This window comes from Flavobacterium flavigenum, from assembly GCF_027111255.2.
Classification (GTDB): domain Bacteria; phylum Bacteroidota; class Bacteroidia; order Flavobacteriales; family Flavobacteriaceae; genus Flavobacterium; species Flavobacterium flavigenum.
Map to the genome: position 1 here is coordinate 608,024 of NZ_CP114285.2, position 22,727 is coordinate 630,750.

15 protein-coding genes are annotated in these 22,727 nt (G+C 36.0%); 1 reads left to right on the top strand and 14 read right to left on the bottom strand.

The features are described from left to right. Positions 1-3 precede the first annotated feature (3 nt). The 4 genes from OZP09_RS02160 to OZP09_RS02175 all read right to left on the bottom strand — a co-directional run bounded on the left by OZP09_RS02160 (position 4) and on the right by OZP09_RS02175 (position 5,782). Entirely contained in the window at positions 4-180 is a 177-nt protein-coding gene (locus tag OZP09_RS02160; protein ID WP_031453507.1) for a histone H1, read from the bottom strand. A 231-nt stretch (positions 181-411) separates the two neighbouring features. Next, positions 412-1,779: a sulfatase-like hydrolase/transferase gene (locus tag OZP09_RS02165; RefSeq protein ID WP_269236308.1), complete on the bottom strand. Its 1,368-nt coding sequence runs from the start codon at positions 1,777-1,779 to the stop codon at positions 412-414. 116 nt (positions 1,780-1,895) lie between these two features. Next, a complete protein-coding gene (locus OZP09_RS02170) occupies positions 1,896-4,334 on the bottom strand; it encodes a glycosyl hydrolase 115 family protein (RefSeq protein WP_281310207.1) in 2,439 nt (812 codons plus the stop codon). Between the two features lie 119 nt (positions 4,335-4,453). Beyond that, the gene (locus OZP09_RS02175) at positions 4,454-5,782 is read right to left on the bottom strand and encodes a rhamnogalacturonidase (protein ID WP_269236311.1); all 1,329 of its coding nucleotides are present in this window, start codon (positions 5,780-5,782) and stop codon (positions 4,454-4,456) included. A 265-nt stretch (positions 5,783-6,047) separates the two neighbouring features. Here OZP09_RS02175 and OZP09_RS02180 point away from each other — a divergent pair, with 265 nt between their 5' ends. Beyond that, positions 6,048-8,948 (top strand): exo-beta-1,4-galactosidase, encoded by a 2,901-nt coding sequence (locus tag OZP09_RS02180; RefSeq protein WP_281310208.1) that lies wholly within the window; start codon positions 6,048-6,050, stop codon positions 8,946-8,948. A 137-nt stretch (positions 8,949-9,085) separates the two neighbouring features. On the opposite strand, the gene OZP09_RS02185 is transcribed toward OZP09_RS02180, so the two are convergent. The 10 genes from OZP09_RS02185 to OZP09_RS02230 form a co-directional block, all read right to left on the bottom strand. Further along, a complete protein-coding gene (locus tag OZP09_RS02185; protein WP_269236315.1) occupies positions 9,086-10,432 on the bottom strand; it encodes a hypothetical protein in 1,347 nt (448 codons plus the stop codon). A 279-nt stretch (positions 10,433-10,711) separates the two neighbouring features. Next, a complete protein-coding gene (locus OZP09_RS02190) occupies positions 10,712-12,064 on the bottom strand; it encodes a glycoside hydrolase family 88/105 protein (protein ID WP_269236316.1) in 1,353 nt (450 codons plus the stop codon). A gap of 29 nt (positions 12,065-12,093) precedes the next feature. Beyond that, positions 12,094-13,377 carry a DUF4861 domain-containing protein gene (locus OZP09_RS02195; RefSeq protein WP_269236317.1) on the bottom strand — a complete coding sequence of 428 codons (1,284 nt, stop codon included), beginning with the start codon at positions 13,375-13,377 and terminating at the stop codon, positions 12,094-12,096. Between the two features lie 22 nt (positions 13,378-13,399). Continuing rightward, positions 13,400-14,482, bottom strand: a complete 1,083-nt coding sequence (locus OZP09_RS02200; protein WP_269236318.1) for a PKD domain-containing protein — start codon at positions 14,480-14,482, stop codon at positions 13,400-13,402. 67 nt (positions 14,483-14,549) lie between these two features. Next, positions 14,550-14,864 carry an L-rhamnose mutarotase gene (rhaM, locus tag OZP09_RS02205; protein WP_269237789.1) on the bottom strand — a complete coding sequence of 105 codons (315 nt, stop codon included), beginning with the start codon at positions 14,862-14,864 and terminating at the stop codon, positions 14,550-14,552. A 37-nt stretch (positions 14,865-14,901) separates the two neighbouring features. Further along, the gene (locus tag OZP09_RS02210; RefSeq protein ID WP_281310209.1) at positions 14,902-15,972 is read right to left on the bottom strand and encodes a glycoside hydrolase family protein; all 1,071 of its coding nucleotides are present in this window, start codon (positions 15,970-15,972) and stop codon (positions 14,902-14,904) included. Between the two features lie 13 nt (positions 15,973-15,985). Further along, complete coding sequence (locus OZP09_RS02215) at positions 15,986-16,621, bottom strand: glycoside hydrolase family protein (protein ID WP_269236320.1); 636 nt, start codon at positions 16,619-16,621, stop codon at positions 15,986-15,988. An 18-nt stretch (positions 16,622-16,639) separates the two neighbouring features. Continuing rightward, on the bottom strand, positions 16,640-17,005 hold the full coding sequence (locus OZP09_RS02220) for a glycoside hydrolase family protein (protein WP_269236321.1): 366 nt from the start codon (positions 17,003-17,005) through the stop codon (positions 16,640-16,642). 138 nt (positions 17,006-17,143) lie between these two features. Beyond that, a complete protein-coding gene (locus OZP09_RS02225; RefSeq protein ID WP_269236322.1) occupies positions 17,144-20,779 on the bottom strand; it encodes a rhamnogalacturonan lyase family protein in 3,636 nt (1,211 codons plus the stop codon). A gap of 312 nt (positions 20,780-21,091) precedes the next feature. Continuing rightward, positions 21,092-22,594, bottom strand: coding sequence for a sialate O-acetylesterase (locus tag OZP09_RS02230; RefSeq protein ID WP_269236323.1), 1,503 nt, complete (start codon positions 22,592-22,594; stop codon positions 21,092-21,094). Positions 22,595-22,727: the final 133 nt, after the last annotated feature.

Sequence of the window (22,727 nt, forward strand, 5' to 3'; positions counted from 1 at the left end):
GTATTATTTTTTTGATTCTTCGATAGAAACTTTTCTGAACTCTTTTAAAAGTTTTTCAATCTCTAAAGATGATTTACGTGCTCTTGCTCCTGCTGCTTTAACACCTTTTTCAGATAATGATTCAGATTCTGTTTTGAATACTTCTAATTCAGCGTTGATTTTTACTAATAGATCTTTCATGCTTGTATATGTTAAATTAAGTTCGCAAAAATATAAGTTTGCTTCATAGATAACGTAAGTTTAGTGTTAAAATTATCACAGTTTTTACCATATGAGTTAATATTACATTCACAACACACAAGAGTTACTTATAATCAATAGTTTACAAAATAAAAAAAGTTGTTATTTTACTTTAAAAAGATTTTTTTTGTTTGTTTGCAAGCCCTTACAAGGCATATAACTGTTAAATTATTATTTATTTTTGTCATAATTTACCTTTTTGGCATCTTTTTTAAATTGATTTTCCAAGGCGATTTCCATTTTTTTGGCTACAGACTTCTCTTCCTGTATCAAATTTTTCTTCTCTTCAGGATCTTTTTCAATATTATAAAGTTCTAAATCTGCAGGAGTATCGGCATGTCTGGTTCTGATTATTTTCCATGGCTTTCTGATTAAAGATTCCTGCAAATGGCCTCTTACATAAATTTCCTGATCTGCTATTGTTTTATTTTCTGAAATTACCGGCCAGATATTTTTGCCTTCAATGCTTTTCGGCAGATTATTATCTCCAGCCAAAGACAAAATACCGGGTAATAAATCTATTACCGAAATATAATTTTCATTCTTGTATTTCTCCAAATGATCTTTCCAGTAAAATATGCAGGGAACTCTTATCGCACCTTCATAATTTGATGTTTTCCAATCCCTGAGCGGAGTGTTATCTCCCAAAGTGGTATTGGATGGATGAATCCCATTATATTCATTTTTTGAATCCCAGTTTTCCATGGCACCATTATCGCTCATAAAGATAACCAGCGTATTTTCATCCAGTTTTTGCTGTTTTAACTTTTCAAGCAATATTCCGATACTATTATCCATGTGGCTCATGGCTGCGGCAAAATCTCTTCTCGAACTGTCTTTTATGGAATTTATATACGGATCTTTCCATTTTTGTTCTTCCTGTAAAGGAAAATGTGGTGCGCTGTAAGCCACTTCCAAAAAGAAGTTTTTCTTGGAATCTCTTTTTTCTGAAAGCCATTTTATCGCTTCATTCGTAATTAGATCAGTAGCATGACCTTGTTCTTCGATAAACTCACCATTTCGGTACCAGCTTTTGTCTCCGTTTTTATATAAATGTGTGTACTGATCGATTTGTCCGTGTAAAAAACCGTATGAATAGTCAAATCCGTACGCTGTTGGTCCGCTGCTTTGCTGTAACCCAAGATGCCATTTACCAACAAGTGCAGTTTGATAATTGTTTTTGTGCAATAATTTTGGCAATGTCGGAATAGAGTCCGGAAGCTTAAATTGGCTTTTATCGCTAATTGGAGCTACAATTCCCATACGGCTGGCAGGTCTTCCCGTAAATAAACTTGCCCTTGAAGGAGAGCAGGTTGGATTGGCATAAAACCGATCCAGTTCTACCCCATTTTTAGCTAAAAAATCAATATTTGGAGTTTTGATTACAGAACCGTGATACCCAACATCATTCCATCCGGCATCATCTGCAATAATCAAAATGATATTCGGTTTTTCTGATGAACTCATTTGATTTTTCTGACTATATGAAATTGAAAAACTAATCAACAATACAATCAAAAATTGCTTTTTTGTATTCATATTTTTTATCATTTTAAAAATTTAATAAAACTTGCTTCATTGAAAGTTTTTACATTAAAAGGGCTTCGACTCCGCTCAGCCTGACACTTGTTTTCAATTACATCAAACGATATAAATTATTTTACAGTGATATAATCCAATACAATTCCGGTTTGGTTTACGTTAATTGTAATCGTATGTTTTCCTTTATTTGCATTTGAAAGAGGCAGTTTTACAATAGCGCTGTTACGCAACACATTTTCTTTCCAGGTTTTGTCACGGTCTTTTGTATTGATTGAAAAAGACTGCGTTTTATTTCCATCTAGCTGTACTTCGATTTGATGATCAAAATTGTTGGCATGTGTTGGCAGCAAATGAATTTCTATTTCGTAATCGCCCGCATTTTCAATTTCGAATTCATAAGAAACAGTAGGTTTTTCAGTTCTAAAATAATTATGTTTTAACGGAAATAAAGTAATAGCGTTATTACTATAGCCTAAACCGTTAATGGTTTTCCATTGGTATTCTTTGGATTCTTTTTTAGAAATAAACTGATTTGCACTTATGAATTTTATCGCTTTTGAAGTTTCCTTAACTGAGACTTCTTTTGAAAATTCGGCTTTTTTAATAGAATCAAAAACAGGCAGATTTCTCGGACGCATTGACATCATGTGATTCCATTTGCCTTTGCTCAGCTTTTCATTATAAAAATCCGTCAGTTCTTTTATTTTGTTGTAGGCTTCATTAGATAGCGTTTCGTATTTTTTCTTCTCATTTGCATCCGAAGTTCTGCAAGCCAGATTCCAATATAAAAATTTATGGTTCATATAAGCCGCTGCTTCAATTGGGTAAATGACCAGTTGAAAATAGGCATCTTCACTTCCATCAGGAACAGCCGGACCAATACCTACAGCAACAGCAGAAGCCCACATCTCTACCTGGTCAATCAAATCATCGTAGGCTTTTATTCTTTCCAGGCATTCCTTTTCTGTAAAATCGGAAAACTTTATTTGCGTAGTTGGTTCTGTCTGACTCCATCCCATATATTCCGGTTTTCTGAGAAATGCAAGTCGGTAATGTTCTTCAAATACAGGACCTAAATATTCTGCAATTTGGGGAGAAAACTCTCTGACAAGCCATTGTTTTAAATATTGATTAATGCCATCTGACTTTATACTATTGATATCCCAAGCCAAATCCAGAAAAAGTTCTGTATCGTATTCTGCAGGTTTTATGTCCCCAACATTTACAATCCACATTTTTTTAGCTCCATTTTCATACGCTTTGGTCATTTCGTACCAAATTAAGCCCGGCTGAGTAGTACTTAACCAAAGATAATCGTGAGGTCTTCCCCAATAACTAATATGATAATAAACACCGCTTCCTCCCACCCTCTTTTGTTCTTCTTCATTACTTAATCGACGGATATAACCATAATTATCATCGGGCCAGACCAAAGTTATATCATCCGGAACTTTAAGTCCGTTATCGTATAATTCCAACACTTCTTTGTACGGAACAAAAGCCTGTGGAATCTCTTTTAAAGGTTTCTTAAACGTATTCGAAAGCATTTCACGCTGATTCAAAATGATCTTTTCAACCATATCGATGGATTCTTTCAAATCTTTCGCCCCTTCCATTTTGCTGTCGTGAACACCACGCATTCCTAAAGTCATAATGGTTTCGTTTTGAGCCGATTTTAATTCGTCTAAACGATCCTGCCAGTATTTGTCAACCTGAGTTTTATTGGTAAAATAATTATAGTCTCCATGAATTTTAGGTTTCCATTCGTCAACATTATTCCGAAGCATGGGCTCAGCGTGTGATGAACCGATAACCATATGGTATTTCTGCGCCATTTCTTTATTCCCCGGAAGGGTAAAAAAACCTTTTGTAGAGGGATGCATTGCCGGCCAGATGGTATTGGCTTTTAAACGCAGTAATAACTGAAATATCTTTTCGTAGGTTTTAGGTCCGATGTTTCCGACTTCCGGTTCGAATGTTTTTTCAGCCCAGGGTTCTAATCCCCAATCTTCATCGTTTAGAAAAATCCCTCTGTATTGTACGGATGGAGATGAAATAATCCCTTTTTTAAGAATGTTAAGTACTAATTTTTCTTTTTTTATCGGATGAACATCTGCCCACCATTTCCATGGCGAAATTCCCAGACGCTCCGTTATTTCGAAAATAGCATAGACAGTTCCTCTTACATCGCTTCCGGCAACCAAAAGATTTTCTTTCTCTTTTTTAATCGAAAATTTCTCCCATTGACCAGACAAATCTTTTGATTTTGACTTAAAAAAAACTGAAGAAGCCTGTCCGATATAAATTCCTTTTTTAGAAAACACAGCAGTTTCTATGATTTCTGGTCTTTTTCCTGTGATTTCTTTTACGTCATCTGCCAGTTCATTTACTGCCCAGACAATCAAAGGATCTGCATTTTTATCAATATAAATTGAAGCTGACTCATTAGAATTTGCAATCGTAAAATCAACTGAATTTTTATCCTGACTGTAAGAACTACTGCATAACAGAGCAAACAGCAACAGAAATCCAATAAATATATTTTTATTCATCTTTAAAACTATTAATCATCAAAGGACTTTTTTATATTTCCCTAAAAACAAAAGTTCAAAGTTTCTAAACCATTTACGTTAAAAACTTTGAACTCCTGCATTATTAAATCCTAAAAAAATTACTCAACTAACTGATTATTGATACGTACATTTTTTAAAGTAATTCCATCTACAATGCTTTTGTCAATAGCTGTTTTTGTTGCTTCGATATTCAGATTTTCAAAAGTAAAATTAGACAAACGAACATTTGGGTCTTTTTCTACGTTAAAAAATGTATCCGATTTCATATTTATATTTTTTAAAGTCACATGATCCCCATAAGATAACGGAACATCAGGACGTCCTTTTAGATCAAAAAATTGTTTCCACGCCAGCACAACCAGACAGTTTTTAGCTGTTCCTTTAATATCTTCAACCCTGATATACTCATATCTTTGAGGAGTATCCGGTCTCATTTTTAACCACAACATTCTCGTTGCGCCTTCGATTGTAGAATTACGCATGATGACATTTCGGTTGTGGATAGACTCGCTTCCGTTGGTTAAAGCTGAATGGCAAAATCCATACGTACAGTCCTCTATAATGATATTAACATTTCCTCCGTTGTTTTTGTCCTGATCTGCATAAGGGCCTTTTCCACCTTTTAAAGCAACTGCATCATCGTTTACCGACATATAACAGCCCTTTATTAAAACATTGGTACAGATATCTACATCAATCGCATCGGTACTTGGAGCCTTAATTTCTAAATGTGGAGAGAAAATATAAACATCAAGCAATTTGACATTATTACATTTGTAAAAATGATTCGTCCAAAACCCTGAATTGATCAGTTTTACATCCTGAAATTGTACATTATTAGAGTTCCATACAAAAACCAGTCTTGGTCTTGAAACTTCTAAATTGGTACATTTTGGATTAATTTTGCGCCTTGCCCAGAAAGCTTCGTAGTATTTATAACCGTTTCCGTTGATGGTTCCTTTTCCCGAAATAGAAAAATTATCTACGCCATACGCATTTACCAAAGCCGGAAAATAATCCAGATTCTGACCTTCCATTCGGGATGGCATAATTGGATAATTTGAAATATCATCAGAACCTTTTAAAGTTCCTCCTTCCGAAACATATAAACTTGTTTTAGGTTTAAAAAACAAAGCACCACTCAGGAAAACTCCTTTTGGAATTACAATTACTCCCCCACCATTTTTAGATGCTTTGTCAATTACTTTCTGAATCGCAACAGTCTGAATTTTGGTACTGTCTTTTTTAACTCCAAAATCTGTAATCGTATACTGTTTCCCTAAATCTTTTAGCTGAATTTTAGTATAATCCTTAAACCATGGTGTAATTTCGCTTCCATCAGGAAAAGTGTCGTCTTTATAATTTTGAGAAAATGCAGACTGAGAAATTCCAAAAATGCAGATTGCAAGTGTCAGTAATTTTTTCATTGTATCTTTTTGGTTTTTAAATTTTATGAGGCATAATTTTAGTCTTCGTGAGCTATTAAGAATTCTTTTTTTCTTAAATATTTAAAAATAGCATAATTATTTCGACTCCTTTTTACGATTCCAATTCTTAATTAATCAAATTTATTCTATTCTTATTTTTTTTGTATCCTGTACTATCTGTTATAAGTGTTAAATAAAAACACAGGATGCTGCAGGATAACAATGCTGCCATATTCTGCTATTTTTACTTTTATAAATATTTTTTATGATACAGAAATCCCGACACATCTTCCTGTTAATGACTGTTTTATTTACGCTAAGCAGTTTTAAAAATGACGAAATTAACCTCGAAGGCAACTGGCATTTTGAAATTGACAGAAACGATGAAGGAATTACCCAAAAGTGGTACAACCGAAATCTGGCAGATGTTATAAAACTTCCCGGTTCTATGGCTGAATTTCTAAAAGGAGATGATATTACGCTCAAAACAAAATGGACGGCTTCTATTTATGACAGTTCTTTTTATTTTATTCCGAGATTAGAAAAATACCGCCAACCCGGAAACATTCATATTCCGTTTTGGCTAACGCCTGCCAAACACTATGTTGGAGCTGCATGGTATCAAAAGGAAGTCAATGTTCCTGCAAACTGGAAAGGCAAACGAATTCTGCTTCATTTAGAAAGAGCCCATATAGAAACCAGAGTCTGGATAAACGATAAGGAAGTCGGTTTGCAAAACTCTTTAGTTGCTCCACATGTCTATGATTTAAGTGCTTTTCTCGTTCCGGGCAAACAACGCATTTCTATTCGGATTGACAATAGGATTACCAAAATAAATGTAGGTCCTGATTCGCATAGCATTACCGATCATACACAGGGAAACTGGAATGGGATTATCGGTAAAATAGCCCTAGAGTCATTTTCGCCGGTTTATATTGATGATGTTCAGATTTATCCTGATGTAAAAAACAAAAAAGCACGTGTAAAAGTCACGATAAATAACAGTACGACAAATGAATTTAACGGACACCTTTCTTTATTCGCAAAAAGTTTTAATTCTGTAAAATCTGACCAGACAAAAGAAATTATAGATGAAATAAATGTTTCTGCTTCAAATAGCAAAACTATTGAAATAGAAGTTCCTTTCGGGAAAGGAATGCTTACATGGGATGAATTTGATCCCGCATTATATCATCTGGAAGCAAAACTGAATGCTAAAGGAATACAATCTGAAAAAAAAGTTCAGTTTGGAATGCGTGAATTTAAAATAAAAGGGAATCAGTTTTTGATCAATGATGTTCCGGTGTTTCTTCGCGGAACGGTGCACAATTGCGAATTTCCATTAACCGGTTATCCTGCAACCACTGTAGAAGCCTGGGACAAAATTTTTAAAACTATCAAATCCTACGGCTTAAATCATGTACGTTTTCATTCGTGGTGTCCTCCCGAAGCTGCCTTTATTGCAGCCGATAAAGCGGGAATCTATTTACAGCCCGAAGGTCCTAGCTGGCCTAATCACGGCCCAAAAATAGGATTGGGTCAGCCGGTTGATCAGTTTTTGTATGACGAAACTATACGAATGGCAAGAGATTATGGCAATTATGCGTCGTTTACCATGCTTTCTGCGGGAAATGAACCTGCAGGAAAACAGGTAGAGTATCTGAATGCCTTTGTGGATTTCTGGAAAGCAAAAGACAACAGAAGGGTTTACACCGGAATGTCTGTTGGTGGAAGCTGGCCTGTTGTTCCAAATGCAGAATATCAGTCCCGTGGTGGTGTAAGAGGTCTAAACTGGAATAAATTACCAGAAACAGAATCCGATTTCAGTACCGGAATTGCTCCTTTTAAAGTGCCATTTGTAGCACACGAAATCGGTCAATATTGTGTTTTTCCGAATTTTGAAGAAATACCAAAATACAAAGGGGTTTACAGAGCTAAAAATTTCGAAATGTTTAAGCAGGATCTTCAGGATCATAATATGGCTGATCAGGCGAAAGACTTTTTGAATGCCTCCGGAAAACTACAGGTTTTATGTTATAAAAACGAAATCGAAAAAATGTTGAGAACTCCCGGATATGCGGGATTCCAGGCGTTAGGCTTACAGGATTTTCCGGGTCAGGGAACCGCTTTAGTAGGTGTTTTGGATGCCTTTTTTCAGGAAAAAGGATATACGTCGACACAAGAATATAAGCGCTTTTGTAACGAAACAGTTCCTTTGCTGAAAGTTCCAAAGTTTGTTTACACCAATACCGAAATTTTAAAAGCTGAAATAGCACTTTTTCACTCCGGCAAAACTTCTTTGCAAAATGTGGTAATTAGCTGGACTTTAAAAAATGAGAAAGGAATTGTTCTTACTGAAGGCAATTTCGATGCTAAAACTTTCGAAAACGGAAACGGAATATTCGTTGGAAACCTTACTTTTCCATTAAATAAAATTAAAGAAGCATCTAAATTAAATCTTGAAGTAAAAGTCAATAACACTGCTTTTATCAATGATTGGGACTTTTGGATTTACCCTGAATCTAATCCTGAAATTGCTTCTTCAATTTATTACACAACTTCTTTAGATGATAAAGCAAAAGAAGTTTTACAAAATGGAGGAAAAGTATTTTTGAATGCTTCAGGAAAGGTTGTAAAAGGAAAAGAAGTAGAAATGCATTTTCTTCCGGTTTTTTGGAATACCTCCTGGTTTAAAATGCGTCCACCTCATGTTACCGGAATGCTTATTCAGGATAAAAGTCTCGCCTTTGCCAACTTCCCAACCAGTTTTCATAGTGATTTGCAATGGTGGGAAATTCAACACCGTTCACAGGTGATGAACCTTGAAGATTTTCCGGCAGATTTCCGTCCGTTGGTTCAGCCTATTGATACCTGGTTCATGAACCGTAGATTAGCTTTGGTGTTTGAAGCCAGTGTTGGAAAAGGAAAAATCATAGTAAGCAGCGCTGATTTAAGACCAGATGTTGAAAATAAACCAGCAGCAAAGCAGTTATTCATTTCCTTGCAGCAATACATGAATTCTGCTGCCTTTAATCCAAAAGGAAATTTGGATTTTGAAGTATTAAAAGACATTTTCGTGAGTCCTTCAAAAGAGCAATTTAAAACTTTTACCAAAGACAGTCCCGATGAACTGAAACCGAATTCTAATCAGAATAAAGTGAAATAAGTACTTAAGTTATACTTTATATAAATACAATTAAAAACTTAATAAAGAAAAAAAAGGCGATTATAAAATATTTTTCACAATCGCCTTTTTAGTATCAATCAGCCTTAGAATTTTATTCTTCTATTTAGTAATTTGAATTATTTGACATTCCTTTTCAGCCATTCTTTTGGAACATTCACAATACAGATATTCATCGAGCGATTGTCTTCAGAAAGCATTGCCGACTGGATCTGGATTTTCGTTCCGTCTCTGTTAAACGTGGGATGAATATGATCAGCCGCCGTTGTTTTATGTCCTGTGGTAAGTATCATCATTTCGTTTGTATTTCGGTCAATTAAATATAAACTTCTTGAAAAATCATCTCCAACTGCCCAGCGTCCGTCAGCGGAACCGTGTACATGCCATAATCCGCTACCGCTTTTGGTTTGTCCGGCAATAATCATTTCTCTGGTTCTAAGATTTACAATTCCTAAGCCAGTAGGTTTTTCACGTGTTCCGGTATTGCCCCAATTGCTTTCCTGTCCGGGATTAACCGGATTTCTGATTTCGCCATTTTCAGCAATTGCTACGGGAGCTTCTTTCTGAATATCTATTTTTCGATGCCCCATAATCGCTATTGCTACTTCATCTTTAGAAATCACTGCTTCGTGTGTGACCCATTCAAAATCAGATTCGGGATACAAAGGTCTTAGGCCTGTTCCATCTGCCATAACGGTCCACGTTCTTTGAGGCGACTTTCCTCCTGTTTCCCAACAGAAAACCAGTTCACCCGGATTCCAGATATTTGACTGGATATGCCCAACTTGAAATGGTACTGAAACCACATGCTTAAATTCGCCTGTTTTTAAATTCATGCTGCTTATTCCGCCTGGTCCTGCACCCATATTTCTTGGACCAATGCTTTTCTCTATTTTTACATTCGGATCTAAGTGTCTTGCTGCTTCTTCTTTTCCGATTCTGAAATAAATTCGTTCTTCATCAGCATCCAGAGCCACATCGCCTGAAGCTCCCATTTCCGGATTGGTTACACCACAAATTCGTTCATAAGCAGAAACTGGTTTCATTTTTCCGTCCTGACTGTCTTTAAAAACAGCTTCCAGATTTACCTCTATGATCTGCATTTTATCACCTTCGCCTTTTCGCATAAAATACAATTTCATGCTTTTTTGAGCCATACATAAAGTCCCGCTGTAACCGCCTTCTGTAACCTGAACCATTATACCCGATTTTTCATTGACCGCCACTGCTTCACCGTTCGCTCTTTTAGTTCTGAAAATGAGCCATTCTCCATCAGCTGTCCATTGCGGATGCGTTGGGTAAGTTTTAGAATCTCCTGCTGATTTTGTGGTTAAAAATATGAGTTCGTGACCCGTGACAGGGTCTTTGATTATCTTTTTTTCCGATGGAAAACGGGTACCAATCTGACTAAAAACGGCTACGGTAAAGAAAAAGGAAATTATGTTTATTGTGGGTTTTAATTTCATCTTGGTTTCATTTTTAGGAATTGACAAGTCTGTTATTACTGCCTGCATTAATCTCGCAAAGGCGCAAAGACGCAAAGTTTTATTTATTTCGAAGTAATAGAATTTGACTAAAGCCCATAATGCAAGACAATTTTAACCTCCAGCTCAAGCTAGAGGCTATTCAATTTTATGGCTCGTAAAATAGTTAACTATAATTTTTTTAGAATAATTTACTTCAATCGTTAATATGACTAAAATTCAAAACTTCTAACTTCTCACAAATAACATTTTACTTTTAACTTACTTGTGCAGATTGTTTTTACCTTCAACTTTTAGCTGTATTGCACTGTCGTTTATCTGAAACTGATTGTCTTTTAACAGCAAAATCACTTCGGCTCCAGCCAATAAAACCGGACCATAACCGTGAGCGGCAAAAACATTTATAGGACGGTAATAATAAAAAGCAGGGTCAAAGCCCATGCCTGTTCCTACGCAGGTTCCTTCTACCTGTCCTTTGTCATTAACTTTTGAAGCAACTGCATTCCAGCCTAGTAAAACAGCAGGTCCGTAGGTCATTTTATCTACATATCCACGATTAATTGCTCTGGCAATAGAATACGTGTAAATAGCCGTTGCAGAAGTTTCCAGATACGAATCATTTTTATCCAGCAACTGATGCCAGAAACCGGTTCCGTGCTGATACTGCACCAAGCCGGCGATATGTTTTTGCAATTGTGCCAAAACCTGAGGATATCCGGGATGATTTTTAGGCAAAACTTCAAGTAATTCAACCATGGTCATTATTGCCCAGCCATTAGCTCTTGCCCAATGAAACTGCGGGTGCACTTCCATAGACTCAACCCAGCCGTGCATGTAGATTCCTTTTTGCTCGTTGAACATTCTTTTAGAAAACTGATTAACCTGTTTTACGGCATCATCAAAATATTTTGTCTCACCTGTGTAAGCTCCCATTTGTGCTAAAGCCGGTACACTCATAAACATATCGTCTAACCAGAGCGTATTGTCCTGAGGCCTGTTTCTGGCTAAAGTTCCGTCTTTTAACCTAAACTGTTCATTGCTGATAAAGCGGATGTAATTATTAACCAAAGGATCAATATTGGCTTTTAAACCATCTTTTTTTGCCTTAATAAAAGCGGTACAAAGCGCTCCTGCAAAATCCAAAGCTTCGGGATGAAGCGTTTTCAGCATGTCTTTGTCTTTGATGTTTTTTTCCTGAATATTTTCTGCAACATCAGCGATTAATTGTATTCTTTTATTGGAATAATCGGCAAAGTATTTCTCTCCTGTAGCTTTAGATGCCAAAAGCATTCCGGCATAGGTTACGCCCCATTCGTAACTCGTAAGCCTGAAAGCACCCGGTTCGAAAATTACGTCTTCTTTATTTTTCTTATAGTCTGTAATTTCAGCCTTTGTTGCTGCATTTACAATTTTTGAAGCTGAATTTTTATCCAAAAAACTATAAACTCTGTCCAATACTGCTTTTATATTTTCCTTTTGAGGAATAACATAAGGTGTAGGATAATCAGGCTGCATTAAATGTAAAGGCGTTGTAGCATCATTGGTTTGGGCATTTGCAAAACTGCAAGTTCCAAAAACAAATAAGGCTATAATTTTGGTTGATTTATAGTTCATGGTTAGATATTTTAGTTAGTGAAATTTTATTATTTGCTTACTTCAACCTTTATTTTGGCCGAAAGCTGTTTAGCAAGAGTCGTTACATAATTGCTGAAATAAGCAGCATCTTTAAAGTTTGGATCAGCGCTCAGTTCCCATCCTGCAACAGGATAATAACTAATTGGCTGATTATTTTTTGTACTCACTTTTATCAAATAGGAATTGGTCAGTTTACCTGTTTTTGGAGCTTCGATATAACCTTTGTAAGCCTCTTTTGGAATAATTATAGCCGTTCCCAGAATCCACTGACGCTCATAGGTTAATTTATCATGAAGGATAAAACAAACGTAATCTCCGGAATCAACTACCTGCAACGGATTTTGGTTATTAATATTCGAGAATGCAATAGCCAGCGTTTCATTTCCTTTAAGTCCGTTTAAAGAAACCGTATTTTTATATCCGTACATTCCCGGCCAGATGGAAGCAGTTTCCTGTACCTGATATTTATTGCCGGAAGCCTGCCAGTTTTGATATTTATAACTTAAAACCGAATTTACCGGACCTTCACTCACAATTTTAAAAGTCGTTTTTTCAACATTATTGATTGTATCGTTAATCAGAATTCCGAGTCTATTGATTTCTTCTCCAACAATTAATCCATAACCGCCTAATCCGGCAGAAGTTCCAACAGGAAAAATATCCCTTCCCCAATCGTGCATCTGATGATAATTATCTTCTACGGCGCCTTTGCTGCTAATACCTACATTTTCAGGCGTGATTCCGGGAGTTCTTTTACCAAAAACATCTTTACAGTTTCTTCCGTCCAGATAATGCCTGAAACCTACCTTATCATTTTCCCAGGTTGGGCCATCGGTCTGGTATTTTTGAAAACCTAATTTTTTATACACCTGATTCGCTAACAAAACTTCTTCGGTTGCAGGCTGAACAGGTAAATTTTCCGCTTCTCTTTTTCCGAAACGGGCACTGGTTTTTACTGAATATTTAGGATCTGTCTCTGACCATTTCAATTCCACTGTTTTCTTTTCTTTTGCCGAAAAATCAGCCACAAAGAATAATTCATCCCATTTTCCGTCACCATCCAGATCATTTACCTGAGCTGGAATAGTATCTGAATTCTGCAAAAGGATTGGAAAAGATTTTTCAATACCTTTAACCTTAAGCGTACTTCTTTTTATTGAAACCGTTTTTTGAGGCAATTCCAAATCCAAATTATTGGTTAAAACAATTTTAGCCGATTGTGATTTTTGAGCTTTACAACTTATAAAAATCATAGTCGATAAAGCGATTGAAAGACAGAGTTTAGTTTTCATTATTGTGATTTTATTTTACTACTTATTTTACGGCAACATCCCAGATTTTTGATAATCTTGATTTTCCTTTTGGGCCTGAAATCTCTAAAACTACGATATATTTTCCGGCCTCATTATATTCATGAACCGGATTTTTTTCTGATGAAAAACTTCCGTCCCCAAAATCCCATCTGTAAGATTCAATTTCGCCTACAGACTGATCGATAAAAGCTACCGTTCTTTTGTTTTTATCAATTACATTGAACGTCCATTTAGCATTTATTTCCTTTTGGAATTGTTTTTCCAAAGGCATTAATTTAAACGGAAGACTGTAAGAAGCATTTCCGTACATCGTATGTTCTTTGGACAGGTTCCAGAAACCGTTATTTTTTTCGTTATTTACATCATCATAATCAATGATGGCCCAGCAAAGTCCGATGTTTTTATTTTCCTTCAATATGGATTCTACTGCTCTTGACGAATCGTTTCCTGCATAATCAAAAGGAGTGATCCAGAATTCTAATGTCAGTTTTCCTGATTCTCCAGCTTTAAAATTATAACTGGAAGCAGCATTCGCATACGGAAGTTCCTTAATCCATGGCTGACTGCCCCAAACCAGTGTCCAGTCTTTTCCTTCGGCAGGAGTGAAAATATGATAGTTTTGTGCATGAACACCATGATAAGAAAAATAAGCATCCATAGTATTTGTTAATGCTTTATTAGGATGAAACCGGTCTATAAATGGTCCGCCCGACTGATCTGCATCAACAATCACTTCAAACGTATCATTATGTAGTCCCGGCAGAGAAAAATCCCAATAGTCATCATAAGCTTCATATAAAAAATACAGTCGGTTCAGTCCTTTAACCCATGCCACTTTTACGCTTATATCTATGTTTTTAGGATTTGCTTTTGCATGTTTTCCGCTGTCTTCCCATAGCTGATCCATTCCGACAATATAACTTTCAGGGACCATTTTCCAGTCATCTGATTTTCCGTCAATGGTTGGAATTTTATTAGCTGGAAACTGAAAAACCTTAAAAGTCCTTGTGTCTTGTGACCAGCATTGAAACATCATGCAAAATAGTATCGCTCCTAAAAATGTGTTTTTTGTATGAAGTCTCATAAGTATATTTTAAAAATTTTCCTTTCCCTGTTGCTGTATATTAAATTATGGTAAATCACAAAAATAATTAATCTAAATGAAAAACTTCCTTCAGACCAATAGCAACAGGAGAATTATCCGGATTCGTTTCCATAATATCGCCCATGTAAGCCCACCATTTTTTTACAATCGGATGGTTTGGCAACAAATCAAAATCAAAATCATCACTTATTTTTTGAACGGCAAAAAGTATCAGTGTTTCTTCATCCAGAAAAATACTATAATCCTGTATACCGGTTTCTGAAAGGAGGCTTGCTAATTCAGGCCAGATCTCGTCATGTCGCTTTTTGTATTCAGCTTCAAAACCTGGTTTTAATTTCATTTTAAAAGCATTTCTAATCATCATTATAAGTTTTAATAAAGTTATTTTTTAAAGATATTTACATTATTTTAAAGATAAACGAAGAAGCCGTTTCAAATTTCCCGCCTTGTGAAGCAGTAAATAAATATGTTGCTTTTCCGTTTTGGAATAACAACTGTGGACGTTCTGCACGCCCATAACGGTTGAGATGTTTTGGCGCTTCTGGCTGAGTTATATATTTATTCAGCGGCTGATAGGATATTGAAGGTTCAGACCAATGAATTCCATCATCCGAGTCCATATACAATCCGTTGTCTTGTCCGAAAACACCCAAATCCCTTGCCAGCATTTTAAATTTATTATTTTCATACCACACAAAAGCATCTTCGCATTGTTTGTTGTCTCCTAATTTAGAGAAATCGATAACAGGATTTCCTTCATATTTTTTATAAGGCCCATTAAGAGATTTAGCAACTGCTAAACCATATTTTCTGTTTCCTTTAATTGGAAATTTTGAATGTACATAATTTTCTGTATCCAATGATTTATAATATAGCCAGTATTCGCCGTTTGGATGTTTTAAAAAAGAAGGATTTGTAGTCAAAAGATCATCCCAAAAGCCTTCATTTCCCGGAAGCAGCAAAGGTTCATCCGGTCTTTTCCATGGTCCGTAAAGAGAACCTGAAGTGGCTAATCCAATACGTTTTGTATTCATTTTACCATTAGAGTTTCCCATGAAAAAAAGTGCATATTTTCCATCCACAAAATGAATACTGGGATTATGACAGGTCGTTGCATCCCAAAAGCCTTCGCCACGGGGAGCCAAAACGGTACTAACATACGTATATGGGCCTTCTGGTTTATCAGCGGTAGCATGAGCAATTTCAGACCCGTTAATCCAGCCGCTCATTGATTTAGACTTTTTCCAGCGCGAAAAAAAGACATGAATTTTACCATCGGGCCCTTCAATAGGGCTGTTGCACCATACGTAATAATCTTCAAATTCAAGGGCACGTCCAACCGGTTTCAGTTTTTTTTCAAAATCAGAAATTTTTGGATCAGTTTTAAAACTATTTGCTTTAAGTGAAAAAGGAAGATATAGCCCTATAAGAGCTAGCGAATTTCCAATTATGAATTTTCTTCTGTTCATTTAATATTCAAAATTAATGTTTTAAATTAATCTTAACTGGCTTATCACGATTACAGACAATTTCGCCATTATTATATTCCAATTCAGCAACTTGTATAGAACTTCTTCTGGTTTCAAAATTGTCGATTCCTTTATTTTCAGGAATCCTTCCCGGATGCGTAAAGTAGAAAACATATGCTTTATCGCCATTTACAATTACATCTGCATGTCCGCCGATTACTTTATCGTCTTCACCCGTTCCCGGAATCCGAAGAATGTTTTGTTCCTGTCTTTTCCAGTTTATAAAATCATCCGAAGAGAAAACAGCCAAGCCTTTCCACGGATCTGTAATCATCCAGTTTTTTCCTTTCCAACTAAAAATTTTAGGGCCTTCTCCCCTGTCTTTTACTACTTTTTTGCCACTGTCTGTCCAATGGTACAAATCTTTACTGTCGGCATAATAAATGGATTTTCCATCATTCTCATTATTATAGTACATACGCCAGTTTCCGTCAGGCAATTGAAAAACAGAAGCATCTATATAGCGTTCTGAAGCGAGTTTTAGTTGTGATTCAAATTTCCAATCTATTAGATTTTTACTGGTTAAATGGACAATATATCTCGGATGTTTCCAATCTTCAAAAATACCCGGAACAATCGTCAGGTACATATGGTATTTACTTTTATGTTAAATAACTTCCGGAGCCCAATACGTAACATCTTTAATTGAATAACCAATATTGCAATTCGTTTTATGTTTCCAATGTGCTCCATCTTCTGATTTGGCAATTCCAATTGGAGTTCCATGCACCCAGCTTACACCATTTCCGCTAATATTCGCCCTTCGATTGGTATAAAACATGAGCCATTTTTTATACTTTTTGCTCCAGATAATAGTTGGGTCTGCAGCGCCATCAAAAACAGGATCGCGATATAAAGGTTTATCTGCGATTTCATTATTTATTTTTTGAGGAATATTCTGAGCAAAAATGGGAAGGCAAAATAAGAGCTGTAAAAAAACTATTCTTTTGAAGTTAATGAGGTAAAATTTCATAGAACACAGTATGGTGGTTGCTTCAAATATATTTATTTATTCTTCGAATAGTATCCTGTGCTATACTGTAGTTTTAAGGCATAAAAAAAGAAGATTTACAAAAACTGTAAACCTTCTTTTTTAGAGTCCATTACGATATTACTTTTCAATCATAATTTTAAGTGTTTCGGTATCTTCATCGCTAATTACTTTTAGAAAATATACACCCTGATTTTGATTCGGAATACTAAAGGCAACATTCTGATCATTACCAGTAAGTTCTATTTCCTTTTTCATTACAACCTGTCCGGTAATATTAGAAATTACAACTGTAGCCTTAGATGATTTAAAACCATTGAATCGAACATTAAATTGTCCCGAGGAAGGATTTGGATAAGCAAAAACTTTTGTGCTTATTGAAGCAGCTGATTTTTTAACTCCTAAATTAGAAATATCTTTTATGGTAATATTGGATGTCGGAACCGGAGCCATATCATAACCAAGAAAAAAACTTGGATGCGGAGGCTGATTGTAAGCCGAATTTTGCCATGCAATTGCCGTACGATATTGAGGATCATGCATCAAAGTAGGAATTCGATAATCTGTAGCAATATTAGTTGTAAAAAGAATCAAAGCAGTGTTATCTGTACGGCGAAGAATAATTTCCTCTCTCCAGTCGCCTAAAATATCACCCGTAAGAGCCGGATTCTTTTTAGAATCATTATTAGAAGAAACCGGAGCAGCCTGATAAATAGTAAACAAACGGTTTAATGACTGTGTTGCCGGATTCCATTTGTCCATAATAGTACCGTCTAACAATTCACGGCCTAAATCACCATCCCACCAAACAGCGCCATTTACCGCCTGACTTCCGTTAGTTGGTTTACTGGTTCCGATCTGACCATCCTGAACGTTATACAAGTTCCCGGAAGAACTCCACATTTCGTATCCTCTGTGGTTTGGGTCAATATCTGCTGCCAGCGCACGGCCAACGTCTCCTGTCGTTACAGCTCCAAAAATCATTTTTCCGGTTTTGGCATCGTTAAGCCGGATTCCGTATGGGCTGTACTGACTTTCAGACTCCAGACACTGCCAGATCTCCTGACCGGGACGATCGGGATCCATATCCGACATGTGAAGTGCGTCTCCATGTCCCTGTCCGTATGTCCAAAGACGTTTTCCATCATCGTTAATAGCACTTGAACCGTTGATGATTTCGTCTTTTCCGTCACCATCAACATCGCCAATCGTCATCTGATGATTCCCCTGACTTGAAAGTGCATTATTCCCAGGATCGCTTGCGTCTTTACTATCGAAAATCCATCGAAGCGTTAATTGTCCGTCACGCCAGTCGTAAGCGGCACGCATCAGTTTATCATAATACCCCCGTCCTACAATAAGACTCGGGCGGGCACCATCTAGATACGCTACAGCAGAAACAAAACGATCCTGACGATTTCCATACGTATCTCCCCAATCTGCTGTATTTGCCCTTGCCGGCTGATAGGCAACCGTTGCCATCGCTGCTCCTGTCAGACCGTTGAAAACAGTCAGGAATTCTGGACCTTGTTGTACCCATCCGCCTGAATTTCTATAATCTACAGTTGAATTACCAATCACTACTCCCGCTCCATCAATTGTACCGTCAGCTGTTTTTAAAATTATTTCAGCTTTTCCGTCTCCATCAAAATCATACACCATAAACTGATTAAAGTGCGGACCGGCATTTACGTTTTTACCAAGATTGATACGCCAAAGCAAAGTTCCATTCATTTTATAACAGTCAAAAATCTGATCTCCCGAAAATCCTCCTCCGTTATGATTCAATAATGTAGGATCCCATTTTAAGAAAATTTCATATTCACCGTCACCATCAACATCACCAACACTGGCATCATTTGCCGTATAAGTATAAGCTGTCCCATCCGGAATTGTGCCTGCCGGTGGAATTTGTATTGGAATTGACAATTGATTATTTGCCCAAACCGAAACAGGAGTTGTTGCTGCACCTTCAGTACCATTTATAACTGTTTTTATGGTATAGCTTCCATCTGTTGCAATATTATCAATATAATTTGTCGAAGTCGTAATTGGAGCAGCATTTATTTTTACATTATCACGGTAAACATTAAAAGCAATACCTGAAGGATCATTTCCTAACAATCTCCAGCTAATGAAAACCTCATTAGCAGATTTACGCAACGCAACAACCCCTCGGTTTAAAAATTCTACCTGTTTAGGGGTATTCACAACTGCATCAGGCAATGCTAATGTGTTCAATCTGACATTTTCTCCATAAGTAGTACCACCATTAATAGCATAAGCTCTTGCATAATAAAGCGTAGCTGGCGAAAGTCCAGAAATGCTTACCGAAAAATTGCCTTTTCCGGCGGTACCTGCAACAATTTTGGTATTGGCTACCGTTGGATTGATACTCATACTGTAAACAATTCCCCTTTCTGTAATTGCCGTTCCTCCGTCAGAAGTAATATTTCCACCAGATTCGGCAGATGTGGTTGTGATATTGGCTACTGCATTTGTAGTCAATACTGCCGGCGGAGGAGCAGGAGCATAACTCCTAACAATAGGCGTTACAATACTGCTTGAATTCGTTTTGGTATAAACTACAAAAGGATATAAACTTCCTGCAGCCATAGTTAAATTACCAACAGGTTCATCAATTCCTCTTGTTACTGTTGGGTCTTTCATTTCTGTCCATGCTGTTGCACCAGCGACTTGTTTGAACACACGGGCAGAATAGGTTGGCGTACTGCTTACATTATCTATAAAAGAACAGTAAAGATTACCTGAAACATCTTTAATTAAACTTAAACTTGGTGAATCTCTCGAAGCTATTCTTGTTGCAGAGCTCCATAATGTGGTAGTTTTGTTATACTCAATAGCTGTTGCCCTATTTGAATCAGCTGTATTAAAATAAACAATAACCGGATTACCTGCCGAATTGATTGCTATACTGGTATGTCTGATACTGGCAGTAACTGTTGGTGTAATATAGCTCCATGATCCTCCGCTGAATTTATAAAAAGCCATTGTTCCAGTTGAAGCTGTAGCTGTAGCCAGACTACAAAACACCAGCCAGGGTACATCTGCTTCATCTATTACAAGGCTTACCCCTACGGCTATTTGTGCTGCATTTGTTGTAGTATTTAAAGGAATTGTCCCTACAGTAACCCATGAAGTTCCATCAAATTTTTTAACTGTTGGAGTTAAAGAAGTACCTTCACCAAAAGCAATGTAAGGATTGTTATCCGAATCAAAAGCCAGCGAACATCTTGGTGTTGAGCCGTATTGTGAAACAGAATTGGTAACTGAACCAGTAGAAACATAAAGATTATTGTCCAAATTATTCAATGGTTCCCAGGAATCAGTTGCATCATTATATATTTTTACGGCCAATTTATTTCCATTTTCGGCATCCACGTAAGTCACGAAAAATCGATTGGTCTTATCTAGTATAATTCTGGAAAAATTGAGATTACCTCCAATATCATTACCCACTTGTTCCCAATTTCCCGTTACAGTATTTCTCTTTTTTACCTTAACAACAGATCCTGTTCCTTCCCTGAGAACTACATAAGGAACATCATTTAAAACTGCAATAGAAGTATAACTTGAGGCAGCAGCAGATACCTGAGATTCGTTGCCTAAAATATTCCAATTTTGAGAAAAAGAATTGTGAGTTATTAAAAGATTTAAAATTGTAAAAAGAAAAATTTTATAAAAATTATTCCGAAAATGAATCCGAGCAAATTCAAAAAGTACATGTTTTTTCATAATTGGTGGTTAAAAGGTTAGTACTACTAAAATTATCCGGATAATTCTTTAACACCATCCTGTTCCACCCTGCTAATTTTCTGTAAATTAGCTTTTTACATCTTATAAACTCCAGTAAAAAAAATCAATAACCTGAAAATCAAACACATAGAGTTCAAGAATTTGTTTTATTATAAAACCAATTATGAATTATTTAATTATCTATTTATCAACAATTTAAATACAGTTTTTATAAAAATAAAATTCCCGGTTTATTCTCTAGTTGAGAATAAACCGGGAATGAATGCTTTCAAATATAATACAGACTCGATTTTAATTATTTAGATCAGTACGAAAAGGAGATGCCGGTAAATTTTCAGCATTAAATAAATTAGGTTCCGGAACTGCTTTCCATGCAAAACGAACTGATTTTGGATTTTTTACTTTGTCAGAAGAAACCACTATCATCTTTCCGTCAATTTTGGCAACAGCCGGATAGTAGGTTTTATCATCTCCAGCAATTTCAAATTCTTTTAAATTTTCATTTGTTTTTTTGAAACCTGAATCAACATAATCAAAAAATAGCTGAATTTTGTCTTTTTTGATTTTCATGTGATCATAAATCGGTCCCGAATACACCAGTTTTTCTTCTTTGTACGTTTTTGCCAAAGCTATTAATGCCAGTCTGTGTCCTACGGTTTGTTTGTCAATTGGATGGATATTGTTTGTATCGCCTACATCTGTTGTAACTGCCATTCCGCTATTTGGTATTGTTTTTAATGATAACAATTGCGCTTCCCTGATTTCAGGAGTCTGTCCTTTATGAGGTGTTATTTGTACATAATAAAAAGGGAAATCACCTTGTTTCCAGTCATCTCTCCAGTTTTTTACCATGGCCGGAAATAAGGTTTGATATAATTGTGCTTTACCTGAATTGCTTTCTCCCTGATACCAGATTACACCTTTCATGGTATAATTTATTAATGGATGTAACATTGCATTGTAAAGTACGTAAGAAGTTTTATTGGCTTCTTTTTTAGGTTTTTTAAGTTCGGCTTTTAAAGTGTTATTATTAGCCTGTTTTTCATTTCTTAAATTCAGGTAATAAGTTTCTAATTTTTCCTGATATACTTTTTCGTTTTTAGCATCTTCTTCCAGAATAGTTAAGAATTCCGGATTATCTTCCAAAACATTTTGAGAAGTCCAGGCTTCTGCTTTTGTACCACCCCAGGAAGTAGAAATTAAACCGATCGGAATTTTTAATTTTTGATACAACTCTCTTCCATAAAAATAAGCCACAGCCGAAAACGTTTTTATTGTTTCAGGTGAACATGCTGCCCATCTTCCGGTAACGTCGTAAAGTGGTTTTGGAGAAGCATTCGTTAAAACTGTAAACAATCTGATATTTGGAAAATTGGCATTTATAATTTCTTCTTCATAATTTTTAACACCGGTTTTCCATGTTCCTTCTTCTTTTCCAACAGGAAAATACATATTCGACTGACCGGAACAAATCCAAACCTCACCAATAAGGACGTTATTGAGTACAATTTTGTTTGAAGCATTAATTGTTATGGAATATGTTTTTTCACTTCCTTGCGGAGTATCAACTGCAACTTTCCAGTTACCTGCTGGATCTGCAATAACTTCTGTTGAAGCATTTTGCCATCCTAACTGAATGTTTATTTTTTCGTTTGGAGATGCCCATCCCCATAAATTGACTTTTGCCTTTTGCTGTAAAACCATATTATCACTTACCAAAGCAGGCAGTTTAACCTGAGCTTTTATAGAAAATGTCAGAGTTAAAAAAATAAAAGATAAAAACAGATTTCTCATGTAAATAAGTAGGTGTTAGATTTTAAACTTTATCTTTTAAAGATAAATGACTCAGACAGTATTGCTATCCTGTACTTTCCTGTCTATTAGAGATTATAAATAAAAAAAGAGCACAACAATGTTATGCCCTTTA